The following is a 19,433-nucleotide window of genomic DNA, read 5'->3' as shown; positions in this document are numbered from 1 at the left end:
GGGTGTATGCGGAGATTAGACAGTCCAGACAGCGGTAAATTGAACGCGCACGTCGCCGCTCCAGTAACCGTCAGTCAAATCGCTGAAATCTGAAATAGTCGTCCCGTCAGAAGTAGCAGAAGCAATGTTGAAATCGAAGTTACCTTGGGTGCTTACGCGGTTAGCGCCAGAATAAGCAGTCGCCACTGCCAGCGCGTCGAGGCCCGCAGAGACATTGTTCGTCGTATCGATCATAGTGACCGGCGTTGTTTTGGTCAGCGCCACGCCATTCCAGTTAACACCAACTTCTAAGGTTGAAGCATCAGTAGTACGGCTCAGAGTATTGTTAATGACCTGAGAGGTCAGCATGAAGTCGGTTGCACCAGACTGTCCTTCAATGGTGATATCGAATGCGCCAGTCTGGGTGTTAAACGACTTGATACCTTCAGCGTATTGAAAGTTTAACGATTTAAGCGGAGTTACAACCAGTGCGCTGGTTGTATCTTTAGTCGCGCTAGCATCCCATTTTGCCGTTGCGGAAGCAGTAACGTCAGCCATTACGTTAGAGGAAGCCAGAGCTGCAGCCACAATACCTGCTAATACGATCTTGTTCATTTTCATTTTCCTAAAAAGTTAATATCCATGTGTACTTCAAATTTAATAAAAACCATTACTATCTGGCTATTATGGTGTTTAGACTCCCCTTCCCTCCCATTTTCAGTTGTAAACGACGTTTGATTTCATAAGTTTTTTTTGAACTAATAACTAAAATTTCTGAGATTTGTTTTATCGATTTGTCTGAAAACATGAGATCCAGCATTTTGACCTCTATCTCATTAAGACTATTGCGATAAAAGCATTGATCGCTATACCTGCTGAAGGGGATAGAAATCTTTTTTTCGATCTCAAACCCAGTATCTTCTGGGTTTATAACGGAAACTATCTTCGTACTATTTTTTTTCCAGTAAAATGCTAACGGGATCATTGTCATATCAGGAATAAGAACGAGTCGTAATCCTGTTCTTGTTAGATGTGCAAGCCATTCATTATTAGAATATAATTTTGCGTTATGGCTTGAAAAATCAACAAATACTAGATCATTATACGTAATATTATAGCGGGAATTTATTATAAAAAACTCTAACCCCAGCTTCAAAAAGGAGTTAGTTTCAGGCCATATACAATATCTATTTGACACGCAATTAATCATTTTAATTGTTGGCTGAGCGTTAAGATCGCATTTAAAATGACAGCTAAAACAACATATCTTCCCGTATCTTCGCCACGCCATAGACTTTTTAATTCCCTTAAATAAATCCTGTGATTGCGTTGTGGGTATATTATGGATTAAAAAGTAAATGTGGCAACATAATATTAAACAAATGTAAATTTCACCTGGATATAAAATTCCTACCGTGCGTTATTAATTACATCAGATAACTGGTAAATTTTACAAACACTTACGTTAAAAACGCCCCCCCTTTATTAAAGAGCTTAAGAATTTCTATCATCGCACTAGGAATTTTCTATATATTTTGCATTTATTTGGTTAAAAAAAAACAGCACTAAATGTTAAAATAATAAACAGCCAAAACAAATTTGTTTATTTGTTGTTATTGCATTTGTTTGACTGTCGTTGCTGTGATGTGGTTTGAATGTTGCTTTCGAAGGTTATTTGCCTTAAAACGTAAATAAAGTAGGCACTCCGATCACTATTGCAGTGGCTTGTAAAATGCTTAAAATTGATCTGGTTTAAGTATGGTAGATTTTTGCCACCTCCGCTCAGGGCTGCCACCATAGAGTTGTAATGCGTTATTATTCCTAATTAGACGGAAAAATAGGCGCGATGTATATGTGCGTTTTTTGTACTTTATTCAACACCCTTTACATTTCTGTATATATGAATATGGGTTTTGTCTAAAGTAATTTGTACATCTCCCAGCTCGCTAATTTGATTACATGTAACGAAACCCTCAGTTGTTGCAAAGTTAAAGACACCGTGCCGAATGGCTGGCAAAGTTGAAATCAGCCTGATGTCAATCGTGATTATCCATAATGATGTACTCATGATGTCAGGATCGCTGGAGAAGCTGTGAACGGTAAAAAGTGGGGGACTGGGGCATGTTCATTGAGAACTCCGTTCTGAGCTGATAGTTCTGCACAATCGAAACTGTACCGTTTTTCAGTAGAATTTGAGTTCTAGCGTTCGGCTGCGGATTTTACCGCAGCGACGCGAGCATGGCGTAAAGCATGTGGCTTTACCAAGTGAATAAGAACGAAACCGGGCTAATGACTCCAGATAAATAAATGTTTATAAAGAGTTGGATAAGTCACCAATATACTCTTTCGCAATTATCTTCTGATAGTCCTTGAGATCGTGCCATTACCGGGGGATGTAAGACCAGGATAACCCACGCGAATGAGCTTGCTTAGTGCAGCTCACCTGACCTTCTTTCGCCAGAGCTAACAGAATGCTGCGCGCACTGTAAATGCTTTCATCGCATTGCAGTGCTATTTCACGGGTGTTGGCTTTCCCTGCTTTTTCAGATGTGGTCGAAGGCTCGCAGAAGAGCTGGCGCAATGCGTTAAGCACCGCATCTTTTCGTTGAGGATAGGTAGAACGGCTCATGGAAATACCCTTACAGTTAATCCGGAATGAATGCGGAAATTATATTCATCGGACTAATTTTTAAGAATCGGGGAATACCGACCTCCCCCTCAGGATATACCGATACCGCCTAAGAAAATTCCTATCTGTATTTTTCGGCCATTTGCATCATCTGTTGATTAAGCCGGGTAAGTTGCTGCATCAGATGCTGATAATCCATGCGTTGTGCATCGAACCGACGGGTGGCCAGTGAATCGGTCAGCTTTTCGCAAGCCTTTGCCAGCGCTGGTTCCCCCAGCATGGACGCACTGCCCTGCAATTTATGCAGTAAGGCCAGAATTGCCTGATGATCATTCCGTGATGCGGCCTGCTCAAATTCTTCTGCAAGCAGTTGTTGGCTGCGCAGTGCGATAGTCAGGAATTGTGCAATTTTAACGCTATCCCCCTGACACAATATAGCAAGCCGTTCAGCAAAAAGGAGATTGCGGCTTTCATCTGGGTGAGCCTGTTGAATATGGCCGGTGAGGCCTGCCAGTATGGGTTGCAAGTCATTAACCAACACCGGTTTAATCAGGCACGCCTGCATCCCCGCACGTTCTGCCTGGGTCGCCACTTCCGTGCGTGCATCGGCGGTACAACCAATAATCACAATGTGCTGCCATAACGGCTGCTGGCGAATATGTTCGGCCAACTGATAACCGTCCATACCCGGCATGTTGCAGTCAGTTATCAAAACATTCACCGGATGCGCTTCCAGCCAGCGCAGTGCATCCTCCGCACTTTTCACATAGCTGACGTTGGGGAATTGCAGATAATTGAGCTGCCGGGTCAGTAACACTGCGTTGGGTTCAAAATCATCCACCACAAGGATATTCAGCGAGCGATTAACCTCCGGTTCGGAGCCTGTGCAATCATTGTTGCAGGTCAGACGTTCATCATCTTTTCCGGGCACCGCCATGGCTAATTTGACAATAAAAGTCGAGCCCTGTCCCGGCGCGCTATCCAGATGGAGTGTCCCGTCCATCTTTTCAACCAGTTGTTTGCAAATCCACAAACCCAGTCCCGAGCTGTTCATACCGCTGGCGTCAGGGTGCTGCCCCTGAGTGAAAGCATCAAAAATCGTCTTTTGATCTTCTCTGGCGATACCGCTGCCACTGTCTTTGACAGTTAATGTCACCACGCCAAAGGTATTGCTGACCGGCGACCAGTCCACACTGAGCGCTACCAAGCCTGAGGTCGTAAACTTAAAGGCGTTACTCAGCAAGTTGGTTATGATCTGACGTATGCGCACAGAATCAAACATCAGCGATTCAGGCAGCGCAGCATCAAAATGGGTCTGAAAATTCAGCCGTTTTTCCCGTGCTATGTACTGATAAATGTTATTAAGCCTGAGCAGCTCATTTTTCAAATTGCCCGCAGACGGACTCACCGTCAGCTCGCCGCTTTCCGTTTTCGCATTATCAATCAGGTCGTTAAGCAGGCCCAGCAGTGAATGAGCGTTGTAATGGATATTCTCCAGCGTGCTCTTTTGGGTGGCTACATCACTGCGCAATTCCAGCTCCAGCATCCCGAGGAGCACGTTCATCGGCGTGCGGATTTCATGACTGATGGTGGCGAGGAAGGTACTTTTCGCCCGGTTGGCTTGTTCGGCAATCAGTTTGGCTTCCTGCAGCTGTTTTTCAGCCAGTTTGCGATCGGTAATATCCAGCCACCCGCCAATCATCCCCGGTTCAGTGTCGCCATCAATGGCGAAAGGCATCGCCCAGATATAAAAAGCCTGCGCCCCCTGCTGCATCTGCACGGTAACATCGGCCGACACCATTTTTTGCTGTTCCTGCACGCGACGAAAGAAATTGCCCAGCATTTTCAGCCATGAACCATGCGTATAGTCATCGGCACTCGCTTTCTGGAAATAAGAATATCGGACTTTTTCGTCATGCAGAGTTTCATAGAAATGATTGTTGGAGTTGATAATTTGTTTTTTGCTGTTGCGAATAAATACTGCAAAAGGGAGTGATTCTAGTAATTTTTTTTGCAGACTCAGTTGCGCATTCAGATGCTTACGGCGGAGTTGTAAACGCCAGAATGCCGCCCCAAGTGTTAATCCGATCAGGCTGATAAGAGCCATCGAGATAATAACCGCTGCGCGAAACTGGCTTTCAGAAAGGAGTAAGGACACATTCCGCGGCCGGTAGTTGTTCCACTTGAGCTGCATCTTTAGCAGGTCTTCCGGTGCCAGACTGCTGATCACCTTATCCACAATGGATTTCAGTTCCGGCATGGTCGGGGTAATGGCAAAAGACAGTGGGATCGCATGATCGCCGATAATTCCGGCAATCTTAAAATGGTCGGGAAAATACTGAGAGGATAATGCACGCATGCTCAGAGAGTCTTCAATTACCGCATCGACTTTGCCCTGATCCAGCCACTGTAATAACTCGAGGGAATTCCCGGCTGGCAGGGTCTTAATCCGCGGGTCCTGCAACAAGTTATGGTTGACATCCAGTTCCGCAGCCCCCGCCAGCACGCCGACTTTCATTCCCCGCAACTGATAAAGACGGGTTATCTCAGGGGCATCTTTTCTGAGCGCGACGACCCAGATGGCTTCGGTAAATGGCGTGGAAAAAAGAATGTGTTTAGCCCTGATGGCACTGGGAGCGGCGCCGGGGAACAGATGCACAGTGCCCCGCTGCAGATTGTGAAACAAGGTCAGCGGCTGATCCTGCCGCTCGGCCACAAACTGAATGCCGGTTTTTTGGGTAATCAGATTTAACAGATCAACCCCCAGTCCGACCATTTTGGGCGGATCCGCACGGCAGTCTTGCCGTGTGTCGCAAAAGATAAAGGGAGGAAAATACAGCGTCGCGCCGTATTTCAGCGTCGGATGTTGTTCAATCCATTGCCTCTCCTGCGGCGTAAAAGAGATTGTTCCGGCCAGTTTATAATGGTGGTTACTGTTCCATCGGTTATTAATATCACTCGCGGTTCTCTCGGATATCTGCGCGATGGCGTTATTCACTTTCTCTAAGAGCAGCGGATTTTGTTTACGCAATAACATCGTTGCGGGCGGGCGAGGATAAGAAGACGGGCGTTCAATTTGCAATTCATTCAGCTGTAGCTTGTCGATGAGATAATCCACACCCAACATACCACCGACAAAAATATCAATTCTGGCGTATGCCACGCCTTCCAGAGCCTGCAACTGGTTCTTGAATTCCACCAGATAATCATTGGGATAGGCCTGAGTAAGTTTCACCCAGTTCAGCTCGCCGCCGATATAGCCGATTTGCCGTTTTGCTGCCGGGACCGTGGCACCCTTACGCGTCACTTCGACCTGTTGATCATAAAAGTAAGGTTTTGATTTCACGACATCCGGCGGCATTTCGCCATTATTATTCGGCAGGATATCGATCCGCCCTTCACGCAACGCCTTTAACGCCGATGGACGATCGTTAAAATTATAAACCTCAACCTGAGCATTCAGTAATTCCCCCAATACCTTAATGTAATCCGCATCCATCCCTTCATAGGCCTGCACTGAGGAATTGATCTGATAAGGCGCTTCCTGGCCGGTAAATGTACCGACCCGTAATACGGCTGTTTTGGATGTGATGGGAGAAGGCGTGCGGTACGAAGAGGCATAACTGCGTAATTGCAGTTTTTCAGGCACAGACGACCCCGTACCGGTACTCAGCACAGGGAGATTTGCGTTAACCTGCAAACAGGTCAACGCCAGAAATACCATCAGGTTAAATAAGATTATTTTGTTTAGCATATTCAATAAGGTCAACGATAGAGACCAGATTCAGTTTTTGCTTGATATTGGTCTTGTGCGTACTAACCGTCTTCTCACTAATATTCAGGTAATTAGCGATCATCTTATTGGTTTCACCTAAAACGATATGTTGCAAAATCATCATCTCTCGTCCGGTTAAAGGACCTTTTCCTCCCTTATTTAATGCGCTTCTTCTCAAATGATTTAAGAGATCTGCAGGGAAAAAAGAGTAACCGGATAGGATCATTTTAGCGGCAGTATAAATTTCTTCGAGGTCTTTATGTTTGCTGATAAATCCATTGGCACCCATTTGAATCGCTTTGGTAGCATAAATCCGTTCATCTTTGGCCGACAAAAATAACACTTTGGTTTCTGGCCGGGTGGCATGGACATGGCGAAAAACGTCGATGCCGTCCATATCCGGCAGTTCGATGTCGAGAATCAGCAGATCAGCAGGTTGCCGATGGAGAAAGCCTATCGCATCCTTCCCTTCACCGCTTGCCAACACTACGTTGATGGTGCCGTCTTTTTGCAGTAAGAGGCTAATTGACGCTCTAACCAGGGGATGATCATCGATAACAATGGCCGAAAACGGGGTCATAATTCTCCTTAATCTGGCGTCGACACACGGTGATTTGTGTAAAGTAATTCTGGGAAGATTATAGCGATATGTGAGTTATCAGGAAAAGTTCAATTAGAAAGATTCTGGCGTTGCAAGGCAAATATAATTTAGTCAGATTTAAATGCATGTGGATGCGCTTTCACAAACTTGACCAGTTCGCAATCCCCCCGGAGTGAAAATCTCCTTAACACCCTATTTTTATGCGCGGAAACTGTTTTGAAATTCATATTCATAATATTTCCGATGCGTACAAGACTAAAACCTTGAAGAGAATATTTAATCACCTGCATTTCATGTGGTTTAATTTTCAGAAACTGGCAATGAAAACAGGATTTTTGTGAAATGAATAATCTGTATGCACATTGTTTCAACCAGACATCGAGGATAATTGCCAGCAGATCATCCACAGACATTTGCAAAGGAATAAAAGGCGTTTTCATTAAACATTGCAGGGAACTGTTCATGGCCCCCCTGACCGGATTATTGTTGTAAAATCCAACAATTACTGTCTGTGGGCTAAGACTTCTTAACTCTGCATCGCACACAGATTCCGAACCCGCGCCAAAGAATTTGATCAGAAGATCGATTTTATCCGCATAAGGTGCTGAATTGTGATCAAAACAAAATATACTTTCTCCCACCTGCGGTTCAAATCGCTCCTTCAGCAAAACGCCTATCCCTTTGTTAAAATAGACGTTTTCAGACTGAATCATTATATTGATCACATCGAATCCTTTGTAGGGTCACGGGAATATCTTGAAGAATTTTTTCCGGCCACAGGTAACCCTGCATGTAGGTCACACCGCAGGATTCTGCTATCGCGCGATGCCTTTCAGTTTCAATTCCTTCAATCAGCAATGTGGAAGAATACTGCCTGAATGTGGTTAATAAATTTCTCAGCCTGCTCATATTCTCCGACAATGACCAGAACAGTAACTTGTCGACTTTTATTCCATCAACTTCGAACGTCAGACTGTCCACGACAGAAATGAGATCATCTTCCATATCGTCGATCCATACCTGATAGCCCGCCTGTTGAAGTGCCAGCACATTTTTCTTCAGCGCGGACATCTCCTGAGGAGACAAGGCTAATAGTGACCGGGGATCCTGAATTTCAATGATTATTTTTGAATCCCCAGCCTCTTCAGTTATCAGGAAGGGAGAGGTTAACTCACGAACCGGAATGTTGATAAAGTAATAAAAGTCATGCTCTGTATGGCGGGCGAAAGACAGTTGCCTTTGCAAAATATTCCGTGTCACCTGACGGGGAGCGTGCTCGAAATAAGCCTCCATATCCAGCGAGCCCAGGCGATGACTCAGCATTTCGTAGCCAAATAACTCACCGTTATGAGTCGAGATAATCGGCTGCAGTCGAGCGCCGGGAATAAGCATGTCCGTAGAGAATAACATTTCATTTTTGACTAGCATGGGTATTACTCGTCAGGAGAAACTGAGGATCACCGAAGAAAATATAATGCGCTTCCGTTTTCAACCTTTTGGCTTCTTCGCGTTTTCCTGTGAAATTAAGAATGGCAATGCGTGTGGCATAGACATTTTTATCAATGTGAGTCTGCAAATAGAGCGATGACCATTTTAGATAATTGATTAATACGCGGGGATCACGCGTCTGGTTAAAACTCAGCAAACTATTTACCTGCCGATCAAATTCAACGCGTTCAGCGAACACCCACGGGTTCCATAATTCCTTCGCCGGGTTGAGGGTTATCTCCCCCGCTCCACCGCGCAGATTACGGGACTCAATTTTGGACAGCTGTATACCACTTTGCAGAGTGGTGATAAGAAAAGGGATGGCGATCAGCGCACCACACACCATGATCATCTGCGCACCGCGGGTGGTTTTTTCTGGCACTGCCAGCGTGACCTGCTCATTTTCCTGATAGACCTGAGAATCGGTGATAGCCAACAGCAACAGAAAAACAAACCAGTGCGTCACCGACCCGTAAAACGGAAACTCAACCTGGGTATGCAGCACCAGCGGCAGCATCAGCAAAAACAGCCCCCGCAGGCTACATTGTCCGTGCAGCTGATCCCGTGCTCTGGCTTTTTTCCATAAACGGATCGCAGCGAAAATCATCAGGGCATAAGCGAACACATAACAGATACCGCCTTCTACCCATCCGAAAAGGATTTCGTTATGCGGATGATTGGCGACTTCCCCGTTAGGTACCGGCGGATCCTGGTCCACCAGAAAATGCTGATATTGATGTTCAAAGCTTCCCAGTCCCCAGCCTTGCAGTGGGTGCTGTATGATCATGGCTATCGTTTCGCGCAGCATCAGCAGACGATGAAAATTCGAGCCCGCATGTTCAAAATCGACGTCCTGCAGCATTACCTGGATCATCAGCCACCCACACAGCAGACCTAAGGCGATCAGCATCAGCCCCAGACACGCTTTGACAGGCGACTTACGCCAGAAAAGCAACGTCAGTGCCAGCGTGCTCATCGCGGCTGACAGTACACCAATGCGCGATTCTCCGAGCGTCAGATACAGAGGTAGCAGAAATAGCGTCGCCACCTGCAACGTGCGGCAAATACCTTGGGGTAAAGGGGAATGTCCGGCATCGTTCAGCCAGAGAAAAAGCGCAATGCCTAGCGCAGTGGCGATAAAAGAACCGGCAAGATTACGCTGCGCAAACACGCTGCGCACCACCTCTTGCAGTAACGTATGTTCTTCAGTCAGCAATCGCATCACGGCAGGTAAAACAATCACTAAAGCCGATGCTAATATGCCGTACAACACCAGCGTAATATGGGAAAGGCTAAAACGGCATTGTAATAAAGTGAAATACAACAAAAAACCGCACAGCAGCCCAGCGAGCGATGTCACACCAGATAATAAATATTCATGTGGGGTGAACAATACCGGGATAAACATGCATACAATGGCCACCATCAGGTATCTTGCCATTGGGGTGATGATGATATTTTTAATATCGCGAGTTTTCTTCGACCAAAATAACATGATGATTAAGGCCATCATGATCCACGCAAGGATATTCCCCGGCAATAAGAGTCCTGTGCCTCCTGATGAAATTATAGAGAGATGCATCAGGAATAGCAGATGTATCAGCACCAGGCCGATGATGGCATTATTAGTTTTCATGATTTCGATTGATTAAGAGTATTTCCGGTAATGTGCAATTTATTTCCCCGTAGATTTCACATCCACGATCCTGATTTCATAAACAATGGTTGCTGCGGGTGGAATTTTTGGCGGGTAACCTTCGTTACCATAAGCCAGTTCCGGCGGTGCGATCACTTTCACAGAACCATGGTTTTTCAGTAATTTAATGGCATCTTTAAATAACTGCGGGTAATTAGTCAGCGTCTGTGAAACAACATCCCCGCTGCGTTGCATATCGTGGATCACCGTACCGTCAGTCAGTTTTTCAATCACGGAGATATCTACAGTGTCGGTATCCTCAATATCACTGTCACCGGCGTAATCAATCTGATAAATAAAACCGGCGTCAGATTTTTTGTAGCCTTTGTTTTTCAACATGCTGGCGCGGTAGTTTTCTCCCAGCTTTTTCTGTGTCGAAATAATTTTCTGTGTGTTCGCCGCGAGATCTATTTCCGTCTGCTTCAGAACAGCCTTCACGCGGTTCTCGTCGATGATCGGGCTGGCGTTAAACGCATCAATAATGCCTGCCAGTACCAGTTTAGGGTCGGTATCAATACCCTGAATTTTACGCTGCGCCTGCAAATCCAGTGCTTCACGTCCCATATTCATGCCGGCCGCATACGACGCTTCCGGTTTGCCTCTTGCCACGGTAGTCGGACGGGTCAGCAAGGCAGACTGCTCTTTCAGAGTCTTAATCTGCTGTTCCTGAGCAGTCACAATCTCTTCGATCTCTTTATTTTTCGACTCACTCAAAAACAGTTTGTCTTGCTGCGCCTTTAACTCCCCTTGAGAGCCGGTTTGCGACGCTTTCAGTTCATTCAGCTCTTTGGTTAATGCAACCATCTGTTCACGGGCTTCATTGATCTCTTGTTCTTTCAGCGAGGTTGAAGTGTTACTTTTTAACTGCTCATTTTGTGCAGAGAGCGCAGACACCTGCTGCTGCAACTGCGCAATTTTCGCCTGACTTTGTTTATCCCGCGCCGCCTGTTTAATTTGCGCCTGACGCAGCTGCAAATTGGCATTACCCCGGGTGATAGCCGGAGCCTTTTCCGTTTCTACAGACTTTGGCTGTGAGACATTATCGCCACTGTATTCATTGGCAAATTTCAACAGACCAGGAACATCTGTTGCCGCATAACCCTGGTGAAAACAGAAAATCATCGGTAAGCAAAAAAGGGTCTTTCTGAGTTTACTCATTTCAGAGCCTCACCTTTTTTCAATAAAGCCGATAACATGCTGTTGGAAATTTCAGAGCATAGTTTATCTGATTTATATTTATACATAGAATCGACCGTTGACTGGTCGGCATTATTTACATTCTCCCGGATGATGAGATAGTTTTTCACTTCACTCATCAGGGCATTAAAACGCACTGAATATGAATCATAAGCCTTTTTATCCAGGACTTTGATATTATCAAGATTGTTCTTGCACTGTAATAACTCAGCCTGACTGGCCCTGTTTTTTTCCTGAGTGATTTTTTTATTCAGCTCTGCGTCTATACCTTTATTGGCTGGCGAAATAACAGTCTCAGACTTATTGGGTATATTGCTGCAAGACACGGCCAGAATAACAAAAGACAGACTCAGAACTCTTCCCAGAAGAGTTTTCACGAAAAATATCCTTCTGAATTATTTTAAGGGTAAGAAACCATTAATACTTCACTTCCAGAAAATGCACCATCGACCGGAGTTCCGTTTAATGTTCCTTCAATAACCACACTGTTATCCCCTTTTGTCCCCTTCAAAGTCGTACTTATCAGAGGGCTATTATTGGCAGTAAGAGTCACATTCATCCCGTTAGTCAGAGGAATTTCATTCTTTCCGCGTAAGCGCAGTGTATAATCAATAGCATCAGTACATTCAACGATAACATTTGCACTCTTTTTGGTACCGACTGCCTTGTCAGACGTCAAAGTTCCATAATTAAGTGTTATTTCAGGCGTTTTTAATGCACACCAATTATTTACAGGTGGAGTACCTATACACTTAGCTGCAGGAATAGGCGGGATTATCGCACTATTCCATAAATAATTACTTTGATTAATCCCTAAAAACCCGGCACATTCACTACCATTAACACCAGTATGTTTAAGAGTAACTGTTCCGCTTTTACCAAACTGGTCAGTCCAAGCATTTCCTACATCCAGCCATGTATAACCTGAAGTCCCCAGCAAATTAACCTTTTGACCGGAAGCGATCATTAATTCACTAGTTTTCTCATCTTTATGCCTGTGAAATATCCCGAAATATGACATCTCAGTTGGAATTTTATTTTTCAATGCGCTTAAGTTGTCGAGAGATGGATCTGAAACAAATGAAACTGTATATGTCGCCGTACTTGAACTAGTAAGATTCACGTCGACATTAGTTACCACAGGAAATGCTGCTGAAGGAAGGGAATATGTAACCCCCCCTGCCCCAATACAAATAAACATACTTTTTAAAAAAAGCATTTTTGCTTTAATAGTAACCTCTGTAAAAAATATCAATTTCAATCCCCACATTTTTTTTGCTCTTTGAGTAAGTTATTAATCTCTTTCATTTTTCCATAATCGGTTATATAAAAGAGATTGCTAACTCCCTTTGTTCCGCGCAACGCTAATTTCATATCTGAATTTGGTGCTATCATCACTGGTGAAATCTGATCAGCTGTAAGAGTGAAGTAATAGGGTGTAGGATTATGAGCTATCAACTCACCGGATGAGCAACTGATTTTTATATTCTCCGCCCCTGGTATATCATCACTCATACGATCTAACTTCAAAAAATCAGGTCGATAAAAAACTTTAATTCGACTTTGCACGGCCAGTTGCACTTGATTAGGTTTATCTGATTTGGGTGGTATTTCTCGAATATTTAGATAAAACACACTTTCCCGAACTTGTGGTAGTTTTTTAAGCTGGGGTAATCCTTGTATTTTTATCTGACTTACTGTATTCCCTTCGATCCGCTGAACCGGTGGCAATACTATAAAAGGTTCAGTAATTTTTTTTTCCTGTTCGTCTTCCAGCCAGGCTTGCACCAGATAAGGCTTGTCAGAGTTATTTTTTATTTCAAAACTTTGCGATTGTTTTTCAGCGTTAAAGATAACACGGGTACGCCCTAACGCAATTGATGCACTGGCTGGCGGTAAACCGGTCAAAATCAACAACAGGGTGCATAACGCTCCGGTAAGCGTGTTCATTAGGGGTACTCCAGTCCAAATGTGACCGTCGATTTGATATTACCGGCTTCGAGCTTCTTGCTGGTCACTAAATCGGATTGCGCCTGCACATAAGCCTTAAAATCCAGATGATTAGTATGTGTTGTATTATCTTCCAGGGTAAAATTGGCTTTTCCGCTATTCACTGGCACCAGCTTGTTATCCAGGGTGGTGATCGCAACGGCGAATCCCACCGCGCTACCGGCATTTTTCACCAGGCCGCTTTGAACCGAGTCTTCACTGCCGGTAAAGCTGACGATAACCTCTTTCCCCAGGCTGAGGTCGCATTGTTCCAGAGATATGGAAAAAGGTTTGGCTAATGATTTCGCATCTGTATAAAAATTTTTCACCGGTATTTCACGAAAATCAACGGTCTGATCTTCGGTGGAAGGAACCACCATACACGGCTCCTCCACCAGTTCTGCTTTAAATAAGGCATCAACTGCATAGGCAGGGTAAGCCATTATGGCCATCAATACGGTGAACCCATTGAATGCTGTCACCATCAATTTTCTTAGGTTATTCATAGCTGGCAATCACCGTCGTTGAGGTATTTAAAATCCCTGCTGCAACAGGTTTATTATTATCATCTTTAGTCAAAATCGCTTTTATCGGGAAAAGTTGATTTTTTGTAATAATAATAGGCTTATTTAATTCTATTTTACTGTCATCATCACCGTTAACGATGGCAATACCTAAGTTAGCAACCGGAGTATTAAGTATATTAGATTTCCCTGGGGATACCGGCGTACCTGTGACCTGCAACGTTAAATTTGCAGTGGGAATATCCTGATCGCAGGTAATACCAATTTTTTGTGTCACCCATTGGCTCGCACCATCAATTTTATTGATACCCACTCGCCCGAAATCAAATTCAATTTTCTGATCGCCATTAACCTTACAAGGCACTTCGGTCAACTTTCCGTGAAATTTGGCACTTCCGTCTGCCAGACACAATGGTGACAGCAGAAGTAAATTCAGGGCCACCATAATAGTATGAGTAACTTTCATAGTTTGCTCCTCAATTATAACTTGTGGTTAATGTCGCGGTGGCGGAGAAATCACTATTATTGGTTAGCTTAGTATTATTAGGATTTACAACAATAGCTTTTAGATTAAAGGTTGCTTCGCCTCCCGAACCAAGCATCAGAGGAATAGTCTTACCTATTTTAATTTCAGCGTCATCATCTCCGTTCAATAATGCGACCCCTAGCCCTGAAACATTAGTTTGCAGAATATTATCCTTACCTGCCATTGTGGTGCCATTCAGTGTCAGATTAATATTATTACTAGAGACAGAACTGCACTTTACCTCTACAGACTGTGTTTTCTGGTAAAAATCACCTTTTATCTGCTGGATAATGACGTCTTTAAAATCATAATCCAAGAGAGTATCTCCGTTAATCTTGCAGGGTGGTGCATCTATCAATACCCCTTTGAACTCGGCTTTGATATCTGCTTTACTCACTGTTGAAAATAGAGCTGCACTTAATAGCAGGAAAGCACACTGTGCAATTTTCATCTCTAATCCCTTAATTATAACTGGTGGTTAAGGTAGCAAAAGTTCTGAATGTCCCTGATTTCAATTTTGAATTATCATAATTGACAACAACCGCTTTTAGAGAGAAATCAACCCGTCCAGCTGTGAGCGAGAGTTTTATATTATCCCCCAGCTTAATCGCGTTATTACTGTCACCATTGAACAAGGCGATCCCCAACCCTTTCTGATCAGTGGTGAGAATATTATCTTTACCACTGACACCCGTACCTCCGCTTATGGTGAGATTAATAGAGGGATTAGGGGCCGATGTACAACTGATCGGCACAGTCTTTGTTATCTGATCTTTCCCTGCTGGGATCGTATCAATCACTACGGTATTAAAATTGTAAGTCAGATCAACATCACCGTTAATTTTACAAGGCGGAGTACTCAGTATTGTCCCCGTAACTTTTACAGTAGTGGTGTCCCCTTCCGCTGTACGTAATGTCGGTATCGCGCGTGCTGTACCAGGCCCAATTTGCGCCACCGCAACATGCTGGATAAACAGACTGCCGGACATCAGTAGAGCCAAATTGAGTAACTTCATTTTACCTTTCATTTTTATTCCTTACTCAGTGATAGCTCAGACTGAAATTCAGTACAGCTGCGTACGGGCCTTCTTTTAATGCCAACGGAGTACGTTCGAGCATGGCGTAAAATACGACATCGCTGTCGCCCTGATTCATTAACAGCGTCCGGCTATGTTCACCCGGAAATACCTGGTGGTGCTGCGGGTCTTCCAGACGCAATGCCACACCACGTGCCTCACCCGTCGTTTTAAACAGATGGTCGCCAGAATCGTCTTCCACCCCATTGAAGGTCACAAATGACGTTAACTGATCCGGGTAGTAGGAAACCCCTTCCTCGTGCAAATCATCACGCAGCATATTGCCGGCCGCGCCGCAGTCGGTTAAACGAATATGCACCGGCACTGCCTGAGACATGCTGCCGACCCGTTTCAGACGGTAGCTGGGAACGGGATCGAGGGTGATCGACTGCTCGACAGAGTCCATCCGCAGCTTGCATGGCGATTCGCTCAGTGAGCCGGTGACCGCAATCTGCCCGTGCATCCCTTCAACGTCCCAGCCATCAATGATATCAGCGTGAGCAAGACGGTAATCCAGCGTGCCCATTACCAGGACGCCGAGCATCAGACACGTGGTCGCTGCACTGAGTATTTTGACCTGTTTTGGCATCCTGGTTTCTCCTCAGGCCTTAGTTGGCACGAAATGACATGCTGCGCCGCTGCAGGCGAACTTCAGTTCGGGACGGCCGCCGTAATCATTCACAAAGGTCACGTAAGGGGTGTCATACACCGCCGACGTCACCTGCTGACTGGATTTCGGCGCAATCATGGAGGCCTGGAAATTTTTGGAGGATTCGCCATGTGGCTTACCGCTGATATTGAGCACCGTGACGAAATACGGTGTCGGGTTATCAATCACATAGCCCTGTGCCGTTTTGGTCAGTGTGACCTGTTCCTGCCAGACATCTCCCATTGCCGGAACAATAGCCTTCGGGCGGTAAAACAGTTTGATTTTGGTCTGCAGAGCAATTTGCATCACGTTGGCTTTATCGCTGCGCGGCGGAATTTCACGCACATTGAAGTAAAATACGGATTCACGGTCTTGCGGCAAACTCGCCAGTGCTGGCGTACCCGAGACACTGATCTGACTTTTCGTTCCTGGCTCGAGACGTTGTACCGGTGGAACCACCGTCAGCGGTGAGGTGATTTTTTTATGGTCTTTGTCTTCCAGCCAGGCTTGCGCCAGATAAGGAAGTTGCTTGTTCTCATTGTTGATGTTCAGGCTGATCGACTTTTGGTCACCATTAAAAATGGCTCGGGTACGATCGAGCGCGATAGCAGCCTGTGAAGCCTGAACGCTCATCAATAACGCGCTGCCCAGCAGCAAATGGGGTAACAGTTTCATTTTCTTTACTCGTTTCTCAATTCAACATCTCAGGCTCTATATTGAGCCTGAGGCCGGGTTAAGGTTTGCCTGTGGCCTGGAAACTGGCGGTACAAGGCAGGAGCAGCTGAGCCTGCGGGTCAATTTTTTGCGGAACGGTAGCCTGACACTGTGTTGCGCCATTCCAGTTAACATCCAGCTTTTCATTTGGTTGCAGACCGGTCAGCCACGCCACACCGTCATCACCGACAATCGCCAGCTCGCGACCTTCTTTATTGGTGACCGTCGCGCCAAACGGCGGACGACTGCCATCGGCCAGCGAAAGAATGGCCAGTGCTTTCGCACCTTTGATAACACCGAACTTACGGTAACCAATGGCGCCTTCGGTCAGCGTCGATTCCACCACCGATTTGCTGGCTTCGATGTTGTCGTCCATTTCATCAAGGGTGATGCTGGTGTTGTTTCGGTAGTAACTGTTGACACTGCTGACTACCCCGATGCCAAAGGCATTGGTATGCACATGGCCTGAATCAACCGGCACATTAGCGACCCCGTCGGTATCGACCATCAGACGCGTTGCGCCGTTATAACCACCGGAATGCAGAGCGGCACCTTTAGTGGTAACCGTCGCGCCGCCCTGTGCGGAAAGCCCCATTGAGGTATAATTTCCTTCGCTGTAACTGGCGTTTGCCGTGATATCGGCGATATCTCCGCGATGGCTGTAGTAGCCGCTGAACTGGCTGTTACTGGACTCATTCCCACCGGATTCAAGACCAGCAGAAACCCGGTAATTATTATTTTCATCCAGACGGTCGTAATAGCTGGTGTTGTTGGTCATGCGGTCGCCAGCGTACTGGCTGTTGAAACCGAGTGAGGCATCGCCAAGAGGAACCGACAGGCTGAGATACACCGCATCATCATTGCGGCCGTTATATTTACTGCGTTGTGCGGACAAATTCAGGGAAATATCCTTCACCCGGCCAACATCAAAGTAAGTACTTGCTGATAAGCTGAAACGGTCGTCCGCAGGCTGATCCCAGTAGGTCTGGTGACTGTAAGAGAAATAGGCACTGAGGCCTAAATCAGCGAAGTTTTTCGAGGCCGTAATGGTGTACAGCTCTTTATCCTGACCAATGGCGCCGTCTCTATAACGGGTATCGAGATACTCACTCATTGACAGGTAATCACGTTCGGAGAAGCGGTAACCGGCGAAAGTCACTTCACTGTCCAGTTCATCGAAACGTTTGGAATAGCTCAGCCGCCATGATTTACCCTGACGGTTTTCACCCGGCAGACGTGCATAAGACTGCGTGACGTCGGCAGAAACGGCACCGAACATATAAAGGTCACGGCCCAAACCGATCGACAGGGCGTTATAATCTCCGGCAACAATGCTGCCGCCATACAACGACCAACTGTTGGCAATACCCCAGGAGAATTCACCGGTGGTAAACAGTGGCCCTTCAACATGGTGTTGGTAATCTGACGGACGACCGGCAGCAATTTTGTACTGCACCATGCCCGGACGGGTCAGGTACGGAATAGTCGCGGTATCGACCTGGAAGCGCTGTACGCTGCCATCTTGTTCCTGAACTTCCACATCCAGCTTACCGTTTACGGCACTGTTGAGTTCCTGAATACGGAACGGACCGGCCGCCACCGTGGATTCATAAATCACCCGCCCCTGCTGTTTGATGGTGACTTTTGCATTGGTTTTGGCAATACCGGTAACTTCCGGCGCATACCCACGAAGCGCAGGCGGCAGCATCCGGTCATCCGTGGCCAGGCTGATCCCGTTATAACGCCATGAATCAAAGATCCCTGACGTCAGATAGTTTTCACCGAGTGTAACGGTGGAATGAATTTGCGGGATTGCCCGATAGGCATAAATACGGCTCCAGTCGAAATTTCGGGTGGATGACTGGGTACTTCCCGTCGTATGGGTATAATTTCCCTGATAGTCACCCCGCAGACGCCATGCGCCCGCATTCATCCCCACAGTGCCGCTGACGCTGGTGTTCTGAGTCTGTTGCTGTTTGCTCGGTTTGGTCACCGTACTGTTGACGTTGTAATCGAGCAAAAGCCCCGGAATACCATTATCCCACTGAGAATAAGGCACCCAGTTTTCATCACTGTATTCCAGCCAGGCCTGCGGGATGGTGATTGCAATTGATGAGTTTGTGAGGTCACCGCGGACCGTCGTGCCTTCAAGTTGGCTGAAATCGGCACACTGGCCACCCGCAGTGTAGCGAACTTTGGCTAATGCTTCTGGCTTCAGACCGAGGGTCTCTACAATTTGTGGCGTAATACAAGCCTGCGTAGCCTGCTCTTTCTCGCCAGACGCGATATATTTAATTGGATGTTCGGTAATATTATGACCATTAACTCGCACCATCATATTATAGGTGCCAGGCATAATGTAGTTTGCTTCAGAGAAGTTAGAGAAGTTAATATTTTCTTTATCACTGACATCTAAAACGTCGGTATTGAATTCAATCGCGAGTGCTGAATGCGTCATTCCCAAAAACGCAACCATCATTGCCATTCTTATTTTATTTATCTTAAATGAACACGTCATGATTAAACCCTTTAGACTTTTTTGACGAGACGGATCCGCGTCTCATAGACATCAATAAAACAAAGTGGGGAA

19 protein-coding genes are annotated in these 19,433 nt (G+C 45.8%); all 19 read right to left on the bottom strand.

Annotated elements, in window-relative coordinates:
• Positions 1–15: 15 nt before the first annotated feature.
• The 19 genes from GE278_04255 to GE278_04165 all read right to left on the bottom strand — a co-directional run bounded on the left by GE278_04255 (position 16) and on the right by GE278_04165 (position 19,361).
• Positions 16–594 (bottom strand): fimbrial protein, encoded by a 579-nt coding sequence (locus GE278_04255; protein QLK60046.1) that lies wholly within the window; start codon positions 592–594, stop codon positions 16–18.
• A 58-nt stretch (positions 595–652) separates the two neighbouring features.
• Positions 653–1,177, bottom strand: a complete 525-nt coding sequence (locus GE278_04250; GenBank protein QLK60045.1) for a response regulator receiver protein — start codon at positions 1,175–1,177, stop codon at positions 653–655.
• 1,185 nt (positions 1,178–2,362) lie between these two features.
• On the bottom strand, positions 2,363–2,608 hold the full coding sequence (locus GE278_04245; GenBank protein QLK60044.1) for a hypothetical protein: 246 nt from the start codon (positions 2,606–2,608) through the stop codon (positions 2,363–2,365).
• 121 nt (positions 2,609–2,729) lie between these two features.
• Positions 2,730–6,362: a transporter substrate-binding domain-containing protein gene (locus tag GE278_04240; protein QLK60043.1), complete on the bottom strand. Its 3,633-nt coding sequence runs from the start codon at positions 6,360–6,362 to the stop codon at positions 2,730–2,732.
• On the bottom strand, positions 6,337–6,963 hold the full coding sequence (locus GE278_04235) for a response regulator (GenBank protein ID QLK60042.1): 627 nt from the start codon (positions 6,961–6,963) through the stop codon (positions 6,337–6,339). Before GE278_04235 ends, GE278_04240 begins: the two co-directional genes overlap by 26 nt.
• A gap of 128 nt (positions 6,964–7,091) precedes the next feature.
• Positions 7,092–7,709 (bottom strand): hypothetical protein, encoded by a 618-nt coding sequence (locus GE278_04230; protein ID QLK60041.1) that lies wholly within the window; start codon positions 7,707–7,709, stop codon positions 7,092–7,094.
• Positions 7,684–8,412 (bottom strand): EAL domain-containing protein, encoded by a 729-nt coding sequence (locus GE278_04225; GenBank protein QLK60040.1) that lies wholly within the window; start codon positions 8,410–8,412, stop codon positions 7,684–7,686. The genes GE278_04230 and GE278_04225 overlap by 26 nt, the downstream gene beginning before the upstream one ends.
• Positions 8,396–10,108 carry a hypothetical protein gene (locus GE278_04220; protein QLK60039.1) on the bottom strand — a complete coding sequence of 571 codons (1,713 nt, stop codon included), beginning with the start codon at positions 10,106–10,108 and terminating at the stop codon, positions 8,396–8,398. The genes GE278_04225 and GE278_04220 overlap by 17 nt, the downstream gene beginning before the upstream one ends.
• Positions 10,109–10,147: 39 nt before the next feature.
• Positions 10,148–11,326 (bottom strand): hypothetical protein, encoded by a 1,179-nt coding sequence (locus tag GE278_04215; GenBank protein QLK60038.1) that lies wholly within the window; start codon positions 11,324–11,326, stop codon positions 10,148–10,150.
• Positions 11,323–11,742 (bottom strand): hypothetical protein, encoded by a 420-nt coding sequence (locus tag GE278_04210; GenBank protein ID QLK60037.1) that lies wholly within the window; start codon positions 11,740–11,742, stop codon positions 11,323–11,325. Before GE278_04210 ends, GE278_04215 begins: the two co-directional genes overlap by 4 nt.
• Positions 11,743–11,765: 23 nt before the next feature.
• Complete coding sequence (locus GE278_04205; GenBank protein QLK60036.1) at positions 11,766–12,635, bottom strand: hypothetical protein; 870 nt, start codon at positions 12,633–12,635, stop codon at positions 11,766–11,768.
• The gene (locus GE278_04200) at positions 12,623–13,315 is read right to left on the bottom strand and encodes a fimbria/pilus periplasmic chaperone (GenBank protein ID QLK60035.1); all 693 of its coding nucleotides are present in this window, start codon (positions 13,313–13,315) and stop codon (positions 12,623–12,625) included. The genes GE278_04205 and GE278_04200 overlap by 13 nt, the downstream gene beginning before the upstream one ends.
• Complete coding sequence (locus GE278_04195) at positions 13,315–13,860, bottom strand: fimbrial protein (GenBank protein QLK60034.1); 546 nt, start codon at positions 13,858–13,860, stop codon at positions 13,315–13,317. Before GE278_04195 ends, GE278_04200 begins: the two co-directional genes overlap by 1 nt.
• On the bottom strand, positions 13,853–14,344 hold the full coding sequence (locus tag GE278_04190) for a fimbrial protein (protein ID QLK60033.1): 492 nt from the start codon (positions 14,342–14,344) through the stop codon (positions 13,853–13,855). The genes GE278_04195 and GE278_04190 overlap by 8 nt, the downstream gene beginning before the upstream one ends.
• Before the next feature lie 10 nt (positions 14,345–14,354).
• Positions 14,355–14,855 carry a fimbrial protein gene (locus tag GE278_04185; GenBank protein ID QLK60032.1) on the bottom strand — a complete coding sequence of 167 codons (501 nt, stop codon included), beginning with the start codon at positions 14,853–14,855 and terminating at the stop codon, positions 14,355–14,357.
• Positions 14,856–14,865: 10 nt separating this feature from the next.
• Positions 14,866–15,432 (bottom strand): fimbrial protein, encoded by a 567-nt coding sequence (locus tag GE278_04180; protein QLK60031.1) that lies wholly within the window; start codon positions 15,430–15,432, stop codon positions 14,866–14,868.
• 13 nt (positions 15,433–15,445) lie between these two features.
• Positions 15,446–16,069 (bottom strand): type 1 fimbrial protein, encoded by a 624-nt coding sequence (locus GE278_04175; protein ID QLK60030.1) that lies wholly within the window; start codon positions 16,067–16,069, stop codon positions 15,446–15,448.
• Positions 16,070–16,081: 12 nt separating this feature from the next.
• Positions 16,082–16,804 carry a fimbria/pilus periplasmic chaperone gene (locus tag GE278_04170; GenBank protein QLK60029.1) on the bottom strand — a complete coding sequence of 241 codons (723 nt, stop codon included), beginning with the start codon at positions 16,802–16,804 and terminating at the stop codon, positions 16,082–16,084.
• A gap of 58 nt (positions 16,805–16,862) precedes the next feature.
• On the bottom strand, positions 16,863–19,361 hold the full coding sequence (locus tag GE278_04165; protein QLK60028.1) for a fimbria/pilus outer membrane usher protein: 2,499 nt from the start codon (positions 19,359–19,361) through the stop codon (positions 16,863–16,865).
• Positions 19,362–19,433: the final 72 nt, after the last annotated feature.

It is taken from the genome of Enterobacteriaceae bacterium Kacie_13 (assembly GCA_013457415.1).
Classification (GTDB): Bacteria; Pseudomonadota; Gammaproteobacteria; order Enterobacterales; family Enterobacteriaceae; genus Rahnella.
Note: the sequence above shows the minus strand (reverse complement) of the source record. Positions and strands in the feature narration are given on the sequence as shown.

Excerpts from the sequence above, each read along its gene's own strand:
- GE278_04245 (QLK60044.1), bottom strand. The coding sequence starts at position 2,608 with ATGAGCCGTTCTACCTATCCTCAACGAAAAGATGCGGTGCTTAACGCA.
- GE278_04235 (QLK60042.1), bottom strand. The coding sequence starts at position 6,963 with ATGACCCCGTTTTCGGCCATTGTTATCGATGATCATCCCCTGGTTAGA.
- GE278_04225 (QLK60040.1), bottom strand. The coding sequence starts at position 8,412 with ATGCTAGTCAAAAATGAAATGTTATTCTCTACGGACATGCTTATTCCC.
- GE278_04180 (QLK60031.1), bottom strand. The coding sequence starts at position 15,432 with ATGAAAGGTAAAATGAAGTTACTCAATTTGGCTCTACTGATGTCCGGC.
- GE278_04215 (QLK60038.1), bottom strand. The coding sequence starts at position 11,326 with ATGAGTAAACTCAGAAAGACCCTTTTTTGCTTACCGATGATTTTCTGT.
- GE278_04205 (QLK60036.1), bottom strand. The coding sequence starts at position 12,635 with ATGTGGGGATTGAAATTGATATTTTTTACAGAGGTTACTATTAAAGCA.
- GE278_04255 (QLK60046.1), bottom strand. The coding sequence starts at position 594 with ATGAACAAGATCGTATTAGCAGGTATTGTGGCTGCAGCTCTGGCTTCC.
- GE278_04185 (QLK60032.1), bottom strand. The coding sequence starts at position 14,855 with ATGAAAATTGCACAGTGTGCTTTCCTGCTATTAAGTGCAGCTCTATTT.
- GE278_04240 (QLK60043.1), bottom strand. The coding sequence starts at position 6,362 with ATGCTAAACAAAATAATCTTATTTAACCTGATGGTATTTCTGGCGTTG.
- GE278_04190 (QLK60033.1), bottom strand. The coding sequence starts at position 14,344 with ATGAAAGTTACTCATACTATTATGGTGGCCCTGAATTTACTTCTGCTG.
- GE278_04200 (QLK60035.1), bottom strand. The coding sequence starts at position 13,315 with ATGAACACGCTTACCGGAGCGTTATGCACCCTGTTGTTGATTTTGACC.
- GE278_04195 (QLK60034.1), bottom strand. The coding sequence starts at position 13,860 with ATGAATAACCTAAGAAAATTGATGGTGACAGCATTCAATGGGTTCACC.
- GE278_04170 (QLK60029.1), bottom strand. The coding sequence starts at position 16,804 with ATGAAACTGTTACCCCATTTGCTGCTGGGCAGCGCGTTATTGATGAGC.
- GE278_04165 (QLK60028.1), bottom strand. The coding sequence starts at position 19,361 with ATGACGTGTTCATTTAAGATAAATAAAATAAGAATGGCAATGATGGTT.
- GE278_04220 (QLK60039.1), bottom strand. The coding sequence starts at position 10,108 with ATGAAAACTAATAATGCCATCATCGGCCTGGTGCTGATACATCTGCTA.
- GE278_04175 (QLK60030.1), bottom strand. The coding sequence starts at position 16,069 with ATGCCAAAACAGGTCAAAATACTCAGTGCAGCGACCACGTGTCTGATG.